13 protein-coding genes and 1 tRNA gene are annotated in these 13,745 nt (G+C 57.9%); 5 read left to right on the top strand and 9 right to left on the bottom strand.

The window, feature by feature from the left end; all coding sequences use genetic code 11:
* The first annotated feature begins 13 nt into the window (after positions 1-13).
* The 3 genes from AC2FIO_RS01640 to AC2FIO_RS01630 are packed head-to-tail and all read left to right on the top strand — an operon-like array spanning position 14 to position 3,796.
* On the top strand, positions 14-301 hold the full coding sequence (locus tag AC2FIO_RS01640) for a sarcosine oxidase subunit delta (protein ID WP_496695251.1): 288 nt from the start codon (positions 14-16) through the stop codon (positions 299-301).
* Entirely contained in the window at positions 298-3,243 is a 2,946-nt protein-coding gene (locus tag AC2FIO_RS01635; RefSeq protein ID WP_496695249.1) for a sarcosine oxidase subunit alpha family protein, read from the top strand. The genes AC2FIO_RS01640 and AC2FIO_RS01635 overlap by 4 nt, the downstream gene beginning before the upstream one ends.
* Positions 3,236-3,796 carry a sarcosine oxidase subunit gamma gene (locus AC2FIO_RS01630; protein ID WP_496695248.1) on the top strand — a complete coding sequence of 187 codons (561 nt, stop codon included), beginning with the start codon at positions 3,236-3,238 and terminating at the stop codon, positions 3,794-3,796. Before AC2FIO_RS01635 ends, AC2FIO_RS01630 begins: the two co-directional genes overlap by 8 nt.
* 7 nt (positions 3,797-3,803) lie before the next feature.
* Here AC2FIO_RS01630 and AC2FIO_RS01625 read toward each other — a convergent pair whose 3' ends face one another.
* The 3 genes from AC2FIO_RS01625 to AC2FIO_RS01615 are packed head-to-tail and all read right to left on the bottom strand — an operon-like array spanning position 3,804 to position 5,451.
* On the bottom strand, positions 3,804-4,808 hold the full coding sequence (locus tag AC2FIO_RS01625; RefSeq protein ID WP_496695246.1) for a GlxA family transcriptional regulator: 1,005 nt from the start codon (positions 4,806-4,808) through the stop codon (positions 3,804-3,806).
* A gap of 43 nt (positions 4,809-4,851) precedes the next feature.
* Positions 4,852-5,106, bottom strand: a complete 255-nt coding sequence (locus AC2FIO_RS01620) for a hypothetical protein (RefSeq protein ID WP_108858788.1) — start codon at positions 5,104-5,106, stop codon at positions 4,852-4,854.
* Positions 5,107-5,109: 3 nt separating this feature from the next.
* A complete protein-coding gene (locus tag AC2FIO_RS01615) occupies positions 5,110-5,451 on the bottom strand; it encodes a hypothetical protein (RefSeq protein WP_496695244.1) in 342 nt (113 codons plus the stop codon).
* 73 nt (positions 5,452-5,524) lie between these two features.
* Between AC2FIO_RS01615 and AC2FIO_RS01610 the strand changes: the two genes are divergently transcribed.
* The gene (locus AC2FIO_RS01610) at positions 5,525-6,436 is read left to right on the top strand and encodes a LysR family transcriptional regulator (RefSeq protein ID WP_496695242.1); all 912 of its coding nucleotides are present in this window, start codon (positions 5,525-5,527) and stop codon (positions 6,434-6,436) included.
* Positions 6,437-6,565: 129 nt separating this feature from the next.
* On the opposite strand, the gene AC2FIO_RS01605 is transcribed toward AC2FIO_RS01610, so the two are convergent.
* Positions 6,566-7,243, bottom strand: coding sequence for a GntR family transcriptional regulator (locus AC2FIO_RS01605; RefSeq protein WP_496695240.1), 678 nt, complete (start codon positions 7,241-7,243; stop codon positions 6,566-6,568).
* 110 nt (positions 7,244-7,353) lie between these two features.
* On the opposite strand from AC2FIO_RS01605, the gene AC2FIO_RS01600 reads away from it, so the two are divergent.
* The gene (locus AC2FIO_RS01600) at positions 7,354-8,385 is read left to right on the top strand and encodes an AbrB family transcriptional regulator (protein ID WP_496695238.1); all 1,032 of its coding nucleotides are present in this window, start codon (positions 7,354-7,356) and stop codon (positions 8,383-8,385) included.
* Positions 8,386-8,431: 46 nt separating this feature from the next.
* Here the strand turns inward: AC2FIO_RS01600 and AC2FIO_RS01595 are convergent.
* From AC2FIO_RS01595 to AC2FIO_RS01575, 5 genes are all read right to left on the bottom strand, one after another.
* A tRNA-Ser gene (locus tag AC2FIO_RS01595) sits at positions 8,432-8,521 on the bottom strand.
* Between the two features lie 90 nt (positions 8,522-8,611).
* Positions 8,612-11,041: a DUF3772 domain-containing protein gene (locus AC2FIO_RS01590; RefSeq protein WP_496695236.1), complete on the bottom strand. Its 2,430-nt coding sequence runs from the start codon at positions 11,039-11,041 to the stop codon at positions 8,612-8,614.
* Positions 11,041-12,075, bottom strand: coding sequence for a cysteine synthase A (locus AC2FIO_RS01585; protein ID WP_108858796.1), 1,035 nt, complete (start codon positions 12,073-12,075; stop codon positions 11,041-11,043). The genes AC2FIO_RS01590 and AC2FIO_RS01585 overlap by 1 nt, the downstream gene beginning before the upstream one ends.
* A gap of 69 nt (positions 12,076-12,144) precedes the next feature.
* Complete coding sequence (locus AC2FIO_RS01580) at positions 12,145-13,260, bottom strand: NUDIX domain-containing protein (RefSeq protein WP_496695234.1); 1,116 nt, start codon at positions 13,258-13,260, stop codon at positions 12,145-12,147.
* Positions 13,261-13,292: 32 nt separating this feature from the next.
* Entirely contained in the window at positions 13,293-13,733 is a 441-nt protein-coding gene (locus tag AC2FIO_RS01575) for a TrgA family protein (protein WP_058273774.1), read from the bottom strand.
* Between the last annotated feature and the right edge of the window lie 12 nt (positions 13,734-13,745).

Genomic DNA, 13,745 nt, shown 5'->3' with positions numbered 1-13,745 from the left:
GGGGAGCACGAGAATGATTATCAACCATCCCCTTCTGGGCCCGCGCGACGCATCTGAATTCACCTATCTGGGTGACGCGTCACTGATCAACCGCCCGGACTGGCAGGCCGAAGACGCGGCGGACGAGTTCTATGAATACGGCTATCTGCGCGACAATCCCGCAGGCGAGCATCAAGAACTGTGGTATCATGAGGCTGGCGACCGGTCGTGGCTGGTCGTTACCCGCGACACCACCACACATGAGATTTCCAAGGTGGAACTGGCCCGCGATGTGGCCCGCGCGCGGGGACGATCCAAATGACGCAATCCAACAGACTGAGCGGTGGCCAGATCGACCGCAACACAACAGTGAACTTCCGGTTCGACAACCGCAACTATACCGCCCATCCCGGCGATACGCTGGCTTCGGCTTTGCTGGCCAATGACGTGCGATTGATCGGACGCTCGTTCAAGTATCACCGCCCGCGCGGCCTGCTGACTGCCGGATCCGAGGAACCCAATGGCATTGTCGAGCTGCGCTCCGGCAACCGGCAGGAACCCAACACACGGGCCACAACGACCGAGATGTTTGACGGGCTTGAGGCGCAATCGCAGAACCGTTGGCCCAGCCTGAAATTCGATGCGCTTGGCGTAAACGACCTGTTCTCGAATTTCCTGTCCGCCGGGTTCTACTACAAGACCTTCATGTGGCCGGCCGCTTTTTGGGAAAAAATCTATGAGCCGATCATTCGCCGCGCCGCTGGCCTTGGCTCTTTGTCGATGGAGGCTGACCCCGACGAATATGACAAAGGGTTCCGCCACTGTGATCTGCTGATCATCGGTGCCGGTCCATCGGGCTTGATGGCAGCCCTGACCGCAGGGCGCGCGGGTGCCGACGTTATTCTGGCTGATGAGGATTTTCGGTTCGGCGGACGTCTGAACAGCGAGACATTCTCAGTCGGAGATCAAAGCGGCAGCGATTGGGCGGCGCAGGCCGTCGCGGAACTGTCATCCATGCCCAACGTCCGGCTGATGGCCAGAACCACTGTCATCGGCGCCTTCGACCACGGCATCTACGGCGCTGTAGAACGGACCGGAGATCATGTGGCCACCCTGCCCGCCGGTAAGCCGCGCCAGATCCTGTGGCGTATCTACACCAAGAAGGCCTTGCTGTGTGTTGGCGCGACCGAGCGTCCGATTGCGTTCGAAAACAACGACCGCCCCGGCATCATGATGTCCAGCGCGTTGCGAACCTATGCCAATCGGTTCGCGGCCACGGCCTCTCAGCGCGTGGCGATCTTTACCAACAACGACGACGGTCATCGCACCGCCGCCGACCTGCATGCCAAGGGCGTTCACATTTGCGCCGTTGTCGATGTGCGTGAGGATGCTCCGGTCAACTACGATTACGAAGTCCTGAGCGGCGCACAGGTTGTGAATACCAAGGGACGCCTTGGTCTGACCTTTGTCGAAGTTGCCCTGCTCGACGGCTCGACCCGCACGCTGGAATGCGGCGCGCTGGGCGTTTCGGGGGGTTGGAACCCGAATGTGCACCTGACCTGCCATCAGCGCGGGCGTCCAGTCTGGAACAACGATCTGGCCGCCTTTGTACCCGGCTCAAATCTGCCTGTCGGGCTATCGGTGGCGGGCGCTGCGAACGGGGTGATGTCCACCCATGGCGCGTTGCAATCCGGTGCCGAAGCTGCTGCAGCAGCGCTGGAGCTAAGCGGTGCTCAGCCCGACCTGCCAGAGGCCGAGGATACACCAATCGCGCAGAAACCGTTCTGGTATGTTGAAAGCTGCAAACGCGCATGGCTGGACCAGCAAAACGACGTGACCGTCAAGGACGTCAAACTCAGCTATCAGGAAGGGTTCCGGTCAGTTGAACACCTGAAACGCTATACCACGCTTGGCATGGCGACCGATCAGGGCAAGACATCGAACATCAGCGCTTTGGCGATCATGGCCGAGGTGGCCGGAAAGACGATCCCCGAAACAGGGACAACCATTTTCCGCCCGCCTTACACGCCTGTTCCGATCAGCACCTTCGCCGGTCGGATGAAGGGACAAGAATTCCACCCCACGCGCCTGACGCCCTCGCATTATTGGGCCAAGGAGAAGGGCGCTGTGTTTGTCGAGGTCGGCAACTGGCTGCGCGCGCAATGGTTCCCCCTTCCGGGTGAGACTCATTGGCGTGAATCAGTGGACCGTGAAGTGCGCCAGACCCGCGCGTCCGTCGGGGTGTGCGACTGTACGACACTTGGAAAAATCGACGTGCAGGGCGCGGACGCGGCTGATTTCCTGAACCGCGTCTACGCGAACGGTTTCGCCAAGCTTCCCGTGGGAAAAACCCGCTATGGCCTGATGCTTCGCGAAGACGGCATGGTGATGGATGATGGCACAGCCGCGCGTCTGGCCGAGGATCATTTTGTCGTTACAACGACCACGGCCAACGCGGTAAATGTCTATCGTCACATGGAATTTGTGCGCCAATGCCTGTTCCCGGATATGGATGTGCAGCTGATCTCGACCACGGAATCCTGGGCGCAATATGCTGTCGCTGGTCCCAATTCGCGCAAGCTGCTGCAAAAGATCGTCGACCCTGAATTCGACATTTCAAACGAGGCATTTCCGTTCATGGGCTGTGGCAACATTACAGTCTGCGGCGGGTTGCGCGCGCGGCTGTTCCGGATCTCATTCTCGGGAGAGTTGGCGTTCGAAATCGCGGTGCCCTCACGCTATGGCGATGCGCTGATGCGGTGTCTGATGACCGAGGGTGAAGAATTTGACGTGGTCCCCTACGGCACCGAAGCGCTGGGCGTCATGCGGATCGAAAAGGGCCACGCGGCTGGCAACGAGCTGAACGGCACCACAACGGCATTGAATCTTGGATTGGGTAAGATGGTGTCGAAAAAGAAAGACAGCATCGGATCGACCCTGTCCGAACGAGAGGCCTTGGTAGAACCGGATGTCCTGCGGCTGGTCGGGATCAAACCGGTATCGCCCGAAGAGAAAGTCACCGCTGGTGGCCATTTGATGAACACGACCGGCCCGGTGGATGCCGCGCACGATCAGGGCTATGTCACTTCGGCTGCGTATTCGCCTATTCTGAACAGCAATATCGGGCTGGGTCTTTTGAAGGATGGCGCAAACCGGATGGGCGAGAAAATGCGCCTCGTGTCCCCATTGACCGATCTGACCGTCGAGGTCGAAATCGTATCGGCCCATTTCGTTGACCCCGAAGGAGAGCGTCTGCGTGCATGATCTAGTTGCAATAACCGCATTGGGCGGGTCCGAACCGCAGGTCGACACTGTTGGCGGGGTTACGTGCCGGGAAGTTCCGGGCGTCGCGCTGGCATCCGTCGCCGCGCGGATGGGACAGGAATCCAAAGCCAGCAAAGCCCTGGCAAAACTGATCGGTGCCCCTGCACCTGGCATCGGCCAACATGCCGGTGACACTGTCACTGCCTTTTGGGCCGGTCCGGATCAGTGGATGATCGAGGCGCCTTTTGACACGCACGAAGAGCTTACTGATCAAGTGAAGTCCGCTTTGGGCGATACCGCGTCGGTGACAGAACAGACCGACGGTTGGACACGGTTCGACCTGAATGGGGGTCAAATACCAGCAGTGCTGGAGCTGTTGTGCATGCTGGATCTCCGTAAAATGGACGCGGGCAGCGTCACCCGTTGCTCAATTCACCACGTTGGCTGCTTTGTTCTCTGTCGGTCAGACGAGGCGTTCAGCATTTATGGCCCTCGTTCATCCGCCGGATCGTTGCACCATGCCATCGTCACTGCAATGCGTTCGGCGCTGTAAAGCAGTGTCAGACTGACGGCAGCGGCGCATTACCTTCAACGCGGAAGCGGTTGATCCTACGGCGATCTTCGCTGGGGCTTAGCCCAAAAGCCGACCGGTAATGCGTCACAAGCGGCGCCACTGAACCATACCCGATCGCAGCCGCGATGTCTGCGATTGGGTCTTTGGTATAGACCACCATCTGGCGCGCCGCCTTCATGCGCATTGTGCGATAATAGTGGCTGGGGCTTTGGCCTGTCGCCTGTTTAAAGGCACGTTCCACCTGGCGCGGCGTAACCCCCATCTGCTGTGCGGCCTCTGCGATGGAAATCGGTTCGCTCATGTGGCCCGAGAATAGGTCGACACAGCGCGACACCAGCGGCGGCAGGCTGTCGCCAGTTTCCGGCGCGGTCGTGGTAGGAACCTGCTGCCGCACACCTGCCCCGCGCATCATCGGATGTTGGAACCAACAGGCAACCTCGTGCGCGACTTCGCCACCCAGCCGATCCTCGATCAGATGCAGGGCCAGATCGAACCCGGCAGCGGCACCGGCTGCGGTGTAGCGTGTCGCCGTTTTCACGATCACCTCGCTACGCGAGTCGACTTCGGGAAACTCAGCCAGAAATGCGGCCTCATAGCACCAATGGACGGAAACAGGTTGCCCCCCCATCACCCCGGACCGGACCAATGGGAAAACCCCACCGCTAATCCCGCCCAAAACGGTGCCATGCCGTCCGAGACTGCGCAGAGCACCGTTGCCAACGGTTGTGTTGTCAAAGCCGGACGTTGGGCTGCTGAGAAGGAACAAAATGTCGATATCCTTGCAGTCGGCCAAAGACCTCTCGGCCTCGAACCGGACACCTGCGCTGGATTGTACTTTCTGTTGACGCTCGGACAGCAGGGACCAGCAGAACGCCTCTTGCCCGGCGATTTCATTGGCCGCCCGCAACGGCTCGATCACCGAGGTCAGGCAAGCCATGGGAAAGCCGTCGAACAGCAAAAAGCCGATTTTGATTCTGTCTTCATTGCGCATAAGGCTGTTCTAACAAGATTTCCGCAACTGCCCTATGCGAAGTTCATGCCCACCGGATCAAGCCGATGATCGCCGAGGCCGCATAGAACCCTTGCAACAACAGGAACGTCCAGCGGCGATCAATCACGGCCCAGGCCGCAAACAGGCCCGAGGACAGTAACAACAGGGCAAACCCGAACAGCTCGGCCCCTGTATTAGACGCGATCAACAAGGCATAGGCCATGGCCAGAACCGATCCAGTGATTTCGAATACCGTCGTCAGACCGCGCCGGTCACGGGTTTTGATTTGATCCGTCATAGCTCAGCCCTTTCGCTTCAGGAGATTGATCAGCGGCGCGGGTGTCTGTTTGGGCTGATCATTTATCGGGGATTGACCGCAGTTTTTCGGCAACTTGTGAACGACGGGAACTTGATCGGTAACCGACCCATTAAGCGCCGGATCCCAAGGTCGTTCAGACTGACCAAGACGCGCCAGATCGAATAAGCGTACCCTCTTGCCCGCCGCAGCCCGTACAGGCAGCACGTCGCGCCGGATGTAAGAAAATGTGCTGTGGATCAAAACCACCGGATCGTCTTCCCCATGGGTTCCGGGGACTATCCGCGGGGTTTTGATCACTGTGTGATCCGGGACGAGATGCGGCATGCGAATGCTCCTGAGCTTTGGATTTCCTGACCAGTAGTTCAATACTGGCGCGTGACACAAATGAATGATATTCATGGCTCAATTAAAATATGTCATGGCTTCACAAATGACCGACCGATTGGAAATTGACGCCCTGCGCGCCCTTCTGGCTATCGCAACCCATGGCGGCGTGACGCGCGCGGCCGAGCATCTGGCGCTGTCGCAATCAGCAGTCAGCCACAAAATCAGACGGTTAGAGCAAGCCCTGGACTGCGATCTGCTGGCGCGCCGACCCGGTGGCCCTCTGTTCACGGAAACAGGTCTTCGCCTGTGCGACTATGCCCGCCGAATATGTGCCCTGCACGATGAGGCGCTTGCCAGTTTGGGCAAGAAACCCTTGGCCGGCGCACTCCGGCTGGGCATGACCGAAGACACGGCAACCAGCGACATCGCCCGCATATTGGGTCGTTTCACACGGCTTTACCCGGACGTTCAGGTCCGAACACGCACCAGTCAAAGTCTGAACGTGCAAGAGTGGTTGAAGGCCGGAGAGTTGGATGTCGCCGTCATGCAAATCTTTCGGCACGATACGCGGCCAGATGACCTGATCTTGTTCGAGGACACTCTGCACTGGGTAAAATCACCGGATTTCCAACTGGATACGACAGCACCTGTTCCCTTTCTGTCCTTCGACAGCCAATGTTTCTATCGCAAATGGGGCTTCGGAGATGGGCAGCTGCAAGGGCACCGCTTCGACAACGTATTAGAATGCCCAAGCGCCACTGGCATTCAGTCGGCCGTGCGGTCCGGTTTGGGCGTCGCCCTGTTGAATGGAATGCATGTCACACCGGACATAGAGGTGATCAAAGGCGTGTTCCCCGATCCCCCGGCCATCGTTTTTGTCGCGCGTATGCATGTTAAGCGCCGAAACCCTGCCGCGATGGCGCTGGTACAAGAGATTAGCCGCGAGGTTGAAGGCGCCAACCCTTTGAAAGTGGTCAGCTGAGTGTTTGTACCGGAAGAGCCTAAACAACGACCTCCACGATGGTCGGGTTTTTCGTCGACTTCTGCGGATAGGAGGAGTGGTTTGGTGAAGGAACCAAAGACCGAGAGTTAGGACAATCAGCTCCTCAGGTCAGGCCTGATCAATTGCGCGGTCCCGTTTCTGCAACGCGCGGATACGCATCCGCTGGGCCGCATGAACATGGGCGCGCATCGCCAGCTCGGCTGCGTCGCCGTCGCGGGCCTTCAAGGCTTCCATCACACGGCGATGCTCACCCGCAGCATCGTCTGCGCGCTGACCGTCCAGCATTTGGGACGGGCCCAATATCAACAACGCCTTTTGCAGCGATAACATCGACTTTGTGAGAAAGCGGTTTTTGGCGGCATCCAACAGCGTGGCATGGAAAATACGGTTCAACTGAGCGGCCACTGGACCGGTGCCAGCCTCGGCAAGGCGATTGTTCAGGACATTAAGTTCGTCCAGTTCCACATCCGAAGCCGCGCGTGCCGCCAACCGTGCCGCTGTTCCTTCAAGTACGGCGCGCATTTCATACAGCTCCATAACTTCCGAATAGCTCAGGTTGCGAACCGTTGCGCCCAGCCTAGGGACATGCGTCACCAACCCATCCGCTTCGAGTTGCCGTATCGCTTCGCGCACAGGCGTTCGGCTGACACCCAGTCTTTCGGACAGCTCGATCTCTCTCAGCCGTTCACCAGGTAACAAAACACCCTCGCGAATTTCATCCAGCAAGCGCTGATAAGCGGAATTCCCCTGCGGGCTGGCCTGATTAGGATCTTCTTGAGTTTTCATCGTTCTCAATCTTGCATATTGGATTTCTTTGTATACACTTGGATACATGTCTTAGTCAACGAAATCGGACACTATCCTTGACCGCCTCAAGCCTTCATTTGTCGCCGCTGATGCAACGGTCAGTCACGCTGATATTGGCTATGTTGGGAACTGCAGTTTTTTGGGTGTTGAACCTGCCGCTGCCCTTTCTGTTCGGGCCGATGTCAGCGTGTTTGATTGCAGCTTTGGCACACGCACCCATGCGGGATTTCGGGCAAATCTCGGTCGGGTCCAGAACCATTCTTGGCGTCGCGGTCGGGGCGTCGATCACACCCAACCTGTTCGCCGAACTTCCAAAGATGGCTGCGTCCCTTCTGCTGATACCAGTATTTATCCTGCTGATTGCAATGGTTGGCGTGCCGTTCTTTCGCAAATTCTGGGGTTTTGACGACAAAACTGCGTTTTTTGCGGCCATGCCGGGCGGGTTTCAGGACATGGTTATCTTTGGAGCCGAGGCCGGTGCCAATCCGCGAACCCTGTCGCTGATCCACGGGACACGCGTATTGATTATCGTCACCCTTGCCCCTTTGTTCCTGACTTTGTTTTACGGTGCCGAACTGACCAACCCACTGGGCGAACCTGCTTCGGCCCTACCCTTGCATGAGCTGATACTCATGGCGGTCGCAGCTTTTGTCGGCTGGAAAGGTGGAGAGAAGATCGGGCTTTTCGGTGCCTCGATTCTTGGACCATTAATCCTGACAGCGGCCTTGTCGCTTGGGGATTTCATCCATACCCGCCCCCCGCGCGAGGCGATCCTGTTCGCCCAGTTCTTCATCGGCTGTGGGATCGGCGTCAAATTCGTCGGCGTTACGTGGTCGGAGCTCACACGCGTCGTGGCGGCTGGGTTCACCTATGTGATCTTGCTGGCCATTCTGGCCGCTGCTTTCACGGCAGTGGTCACCACGCTGGGGCTGGGCCGTCCGGTCGAAGCCTTTCTAGCTTTTGCACCGGGCGGCCAGGCAGAGATGACGGTGCTGGCCATCGTATCGGGGGCGGATCTGGGGTATGTGGTCACACACCACCTGGCGCGCATTGTCGTCGTGATCATCGGCGCGCCAATCGCGGCCAACCTACTTCTGCGCTGGTCGAAATCCAGGGATTGACGGATTCACGTCCAAACGCGGCTGGATGAATGTTGATAGGGGATTGTGGCGGAGAGACAGGGATTCGAACCCTGGAGACGGTCTCCCGCCTACACACTTTCCAGGCGTGCGCCTTCGACCACTCGGCCACCTCTCCGTGCCGGCGTTATTTGAACTATCGCCGAGGGATTTGCAAGGCCCCATTGAGGTGAAATTTCACCTGAAATCGAAAGCCTTGCAAAGGCGTTTAAATCTCGTCGCCGTCACCATCAGCCAAATCGCCCTCGGTCATCTCGACAGGATTTGTGGATGGCTTTGTGGACGGTATTTCGTCGGTGTTCTTGCTGGGTTGGGCTTCGCTGCCCTGCAACGCCTCGGGGTTACGCAACCAGAGATCGCGTTGTGCAAACGGGATCTCGATCCCCTCGTCGACGAAGCGCCGGTTGATCTCGTGGTTCATGTCGGATTTGACCGACAACACCCAGTTCACATCGCGCAGGATGGCCCGGATTTCAAAGTCCAGCGAATCTGCACCAAACCCCTGGAACACCACACTGGGTGCTGGATTCGCCAAAACCATCGGATGCGCATTCGCAATCTCACCCAGGATTTTTTCCACCAACCGGGTATCAGTCCCATAGGCGACCCCGACCGGTACAATCACCCGCCCGATCGTATTGCCGCGTGTATAGTTCGTGACAACGCCGCTGATCAGATCCGAGTTCGGAACGATCACATCCGTTCGGTCAAACGTCTCGATCCGCGTGGACCGGACGGAAATATCACGGACGTACCCCATCATCCCATTCACGTCGATCCAATCCCCTTTCGAGATTGGGCGTTCGACCAACAGGATAATGCCCGACACAAAGTTCGACACGATGGTTTGCAGACCAAAGCCGATCCCGACTGACAACGCACCGGCAACAATAGCCAGCGATGACAGGTTGAAACCGGCAATCGTTATCGCAACCAGCGCGGCCAGGAAAATACCGACATACCCGGTGCCCGAAACAATCGCGTTTTGCCCGCCTGGATCAATGCTGGTCTTCGGCAACAGAGAATTGCGCAGCCCGCTTTGCAGCATCCGCGTCAGGCCATAGCCGATGGCAAATATGACAAGGAACGTAAAGAAGTTGCTGGGCGAGATGGTTACCCCGCCAATGTCAAACCCCTGCAGCAGGCGCGACCAGACTTCCTGCAGGTCGGTTTGACGCGCACCCCAATACAGCGCGAGCACGGGCATAGCCACAATGGCCATTGCAAAGCCGATGAGAACCGAAAACAGCGAGTCCTTGGCCTTATCGCCCTGCCCGCCAAGCCAGCCGTAAACAGACGTCAGGAAGCGTTGGACGATGACCAGCGCTGCAATAAGAACCAATGAACGCACGGCCGGGAAAACGATTGCCTCAGCCGCATTCGTATACCCCAGCATCGCTAAAATCGGGCTGGCGATCCCCAGGAAGAACAAAGCGCGTCGAATGAACTCGATCAGTTGGCTGAACCCGGCAGCGCGGGCCGTTTCGGACGGCTCACCTGCATCGACCGGGACATCAACACTGCGGACGCGACGGACGCGAAGAAGAATCAAAGCTGTTGCGACGATGACCGGAAAGGCGACGACGGCGCGCGTCGCATCCGAGATATTTTCGATCTGATCGAACAGGTTCACCAGTTCATGCAGGATCAGGAGCCCGGCAAGAAAATCGAGGTAGACGCGTAACTCAGTGACTTTCTGGCGGGACAGTTTTTTGAACCCCTGCGCCGCTTGCAGCACGTAGACCTGTCGGCCAATCCAGTCATAATAAAGGATGATCGCCGCCCAATAGGGCACGTTTTCCATCAACAGCGTCCCGCGCAGCCCCAGGACACCTGTCATCACAACCGCCTGAACCAGAAGCCAGACGCCGAACCAGGGGAGGATAATACGCAGCAACGAGGTCAGGAACGTCCATACGCCACTTCCCTGCCCCCCAAGTGCTCGCAGACGCGCACCAGCGGCTTCCGACCAGCGCTTACCGTAAAACAGCAGCACGCCGGCGACGAAAACCAAGGCCAGAATTCCCAGCCCACGGGACCGCAATCGTTCATGCACCACGTCAGTTTTCAGGTTCCGACGCGCTTCGTTGAACAACGCTTGCGCAGCTTCGTTCACATCAACCCAAGCCGGTCGCCAGTAGGAGGGGTTCAGGGGCGACGGTCCGCGCTCTAAAAGTTCTTTCGCCTGACGGTCCCGCAAAAGTTTATCTATCTCGGATATCAGACCATTGGCCCGGCTGAATGCCTCTTCTGAGATGATCTGCGGGACGCGCAAACTGTTCAGCTGCTCGTTTAGGTGCTTTCGTAGTGTGGCAATGTCTTCCGGTTCGGTGGCGTCGCCTTCGGGCGCAGCACCAAGAGCCTTGATCTGATTTTCAAGCGTCTGGATGCGTTCGGTGTTTGCACCGCGTGCCCGATTGAAATCATCTCTATAGCCGTTGATCTCTGAGCGCAGGTTTTCGAGCGAAGCGTTCGACGCACGATCGGCCTCGATTACCGTCTCGGCACGGTCCGCCGTTTTGACCCAGCCTTGATAGTATTCGCTTTGACGATCTGTAAGCTGCGCGGCAGCGGGGCCGCAAACTATCGCAAAACAAACCGCAACAAGGGTCAGGAACAGGCGAACACGCCGCAGCATCACACGTCCTCAAAAACGCCGGGGATACTGCGTGGAGCTTCGGTCATCCAGTCCGGGACAGGCAATTCCTTTTCACGCAGAAAGTCCGGGTTGAACAGCTTGGACTGATAGCGAGTTCCGTAGTCACACAGGATGGTCACGATGGTGTGGCCCGGTCCCAGATCTTTGGCCAGACGTACCGCACCAGCCATGTTAATGGCGGTTGAACCGCCCATGACCAGGCCTTCATCGCGCAGCAGATCAAAGATGTAAGGCAGCGCCTCGTTATCCGTCATCTGATACGCAAAGTCAGGTTTGAACCCCTCAAGGTTCTTGGTGATACGCACCTGACCGATGCCTTCGGCGATCGAGCCGCCCTCCATCGCGATTTCGCCGGTGGTGTAATACGAATACAGCCCAGCCCCCATCGGATCGACCAGACCGATCTTGACGCCTTTGGGCTGCAACGCGTCCGCTACGCCCGCCAATGTACCGCCCGAGCCCACGGCACAGACGAACCCGTCAACTTTGCCATCGGTCTGTTCCCAGATTTCGGGACCGGTCGTTTCCACATGCGCCTGACGGTTCGCAACATTGTCGAACTGGTTGGCCCAGATCGCGCCGTTGGGCTCGGTCTGCGCCAGTTCTTCGGCCAAACGACGGGAATAGTGTACGAAATTGTTGGGGTTGCGATACGGTGCGGCCGGAACCTGAACCAGCTGAGCCCCAGCTAGTCGCAGCATGTCCTTTTTCTCTTCGGACTGCGTTTCCGGGATGACAATGACGGTCTTGAACCCCATCGACGCACCAACAAGCGCCAAACCGATCCCGGTGTTACCCGCCGTACCTTCGACAATGGTGCCGCCCGGTTTCAGGTCACCACGCGCAATGGCATCGCGGATGATGTAGAGCGCCGCACGATCCTTGACCGACTGGCCGGGGTTCATGAATTCGGCCTTGCCGAGAATCTCGCACCCGGTCTCTTCGCTGATGCGACGCAGGCGGATCAGCGGGGTTTTTCCGACTGCGTCGGCAAGGTCTCGTGCAATGCGCATGGCGCCCTCATTTCATTTCGGATCAACGCAGATTTACCTGTGGTGCGCGACGACCACAAGCGGCGAAAATCACCCGCGCAGGCGCTCACGGTGACGTGCAAGCCAATGGGCCACCGCCAAAAGCGGCAAATCCTTGAACCCATGACTGTCAACCCTGTCCATGAATTCACTGAAAGGCAGAATCTGGGTTCGGATATCCTCACCCTCCGTTGCCAACCCACCATCTTCGATGGTCATGGTCAGATCAGCCAGCCCGACAAAAAGGTATAGATACTCAGTCGATGACCCGCTGGAGGAATACGCGCCGCCTGCATATTCCAGCCGGTTCAGCGCAATCTGGGCTTCTTCTTCGGCCTCGCGCAGGGCCGCCTGTTCCGGCGTTTCGCCTGGGTCGATCATCCCGGCGACCGGCTCCCACATCCAGGGTTCAGGATCTTCAGCCAGAAAGATCGGTGCCCTAAATTGTTCGACTAACAAAACCGTGTCGCGCACGGGATCATATGGCAGGACGATCACGGCGCTGCCCTGCATCAGGCTGCTGCGGTTCAGCACTTTGCCCATCGAGCCATCGTATTGGCGATGCTGCAATGCGACTTCTTCCATCCCGAAATAATTGACATAGGCCGGTTTACGACCGTGCACGATGACGTCTTTGGCAGTGTCTCGTGCATCACCTGTCGCACGTTGACGGGCAGCCAGCTTTGCCCATGCTCGCGTGCGGATCGACGGAAAGCTTCGCGCAATTTGTTCCGCATCAACCTTGCCGTAAAAACCCATAACCTCTTGCGCGGCGAGCATCGTCATCGCGCCCCACTCATCCAACCAGCCCTGCAGCGACCAGAGACCGCCGCGGTTCCAAAGCCCCGGCTCAGGGTAGAACACAAGGGCTTGCGATATCGACCCGTCGGCCAGATCAACTGTCTGCTCCCGCAGGTCGTAATCAAAGCCACCCTCGTAGAAGACCAAACGGTTCTGATCTTCCTCACTCAATCCCCGGAGCAATAACCCTTTGGCCAGACTGCCTTCCTCATGAACAATCATAGGAAAGGCCTGATCCTGCACGCTATGGACTGCATGATCTTTCAGAGTGGCTTGGGCAAATTCAAGTTCGGACGCTGGACGTCCCAAGACAAGCTCCAGCAATGGCAAGTGCCGCAGCGTGCCATAAAAGAACAGATCTGACACTGTTGGGTTCTTTCGTACTTTAAGTTGTTAGCTCACCGCCACCGGCGGGCTGCTTCCTCGGTGACCAGCCCAGTGATCAGAGCCCCAATGATCAAAGTCCACAAGATTTCGGGCACCACAAGTTGCTGACCATATTCAACACCGATTTTAAAGATGGAGATCAGCGCCTCGAACGGGCCGTCATACCGATGGCGCATTGCCAAGCGGAGCATTTCGTTTACACCCTGAACAAACAGGCCCCAGAACACCAGCGCCGCCATTCCGGTCAAGCCGTTGTTGATTGCGGCCGTCCAGCCCCGGCCGGCACGCTTGCCCATGATCCACCAACCGCAAATCACGCCCAACGCCATGTTTACGTAAGTAAACATACCGTAGTTCTTACCTTCATCACCGTTTTCGATGACCATACTCGAAACTAAGAACGCCACGATCAAAAGGCATAAGCCAGAAACAAGCTTGGGGGCAGTGGGCATTTCTGAAGTCCG

This window comes from Ruegeria sp. CDSB086 (assembly GCF_059611065.1).
Note: the sequence above shows the minus strand (reverse complement) of the source record. Positions and strands in the feature narration are given on the sequence as shown.

Coding starts and splice junctions, on each gene's coding strand:
- AC2FIO_RS01640 (WP_496695251.1), top strand. CDS start 14: ATGATTATCAACCATCCCCTTCTGGGCCCGCGCGACGCATCTGAATTC.
- AC2FIO_RS01635 (WP_496695249.1), top strand. CDS start 298: ATGACGCAATCCAACAGACTGAGCGGTGGCCAGATCGACCGCAACACA.
- AC2FIO_RS01625 (WP_496695246.1), bottom strand. CDS start 4,808: ATGCGCAATGAAGACAGAATCAAAATCGGCTTTTTGCTGTTCGACGGC.
- AC2FIO_RS01620 (WP_108858788.1), bottom strand. CDS start 5,106: ATGACGGATCAAATCAAAACCCGTGACCGGCGCGGTCTGACGACGGTA.
- AC2FIO_RS01615 (WP_496695244.1), bottom strand. CDS start 5,451: ATGCCGCATCTCGTCCCGGATCACACAGTGATCAAAACCCCGCGGATA.
- AC2FIO_RS01610 (WP_496695242.1), top strand. CDS start 5,525: ATGGCTCAATTAAAATATGTCATGGCTTCACAAATGACCGACCGATTG.
- AC2FIO_RS01605 (WP_496695240.1), bottom strand. CDS start 7,243: ATGAAAACTCAAGAAGATCCTAATCAGGCCAGCCCGCAGGGGAATTCC.
- AC2FIO_RS01600 (WP_496695238.1), top strand. CDS start 7,354: ATGCAACGGTCAGTCACGCTGATATTGGCTATGTTGGGAACTGCAGTT.
- AC2FIO_RS01590 (WP_496695236.1), bottom strand. CDS start 11,041: ATGCTGCGGCGTGTTCGCCTGTTCCTGACCCTTGTTGCGGTTTGTTTT.
- AC2FIO_RS01585 (WP_108858796.1), bottom strand. CDS start 12,075: ATGCGCATTGCACGAGACCTTGCCGACGCAGTCGGAAAAACCCCGCTG.
- AC2FIO_RS01575 (WP_058273774.1), bottom strand. CDS start 13,733: ATGCCCACTGCCCCCAAGCTTGTTTCTGGCTTATGCCTTTTGATCGTG.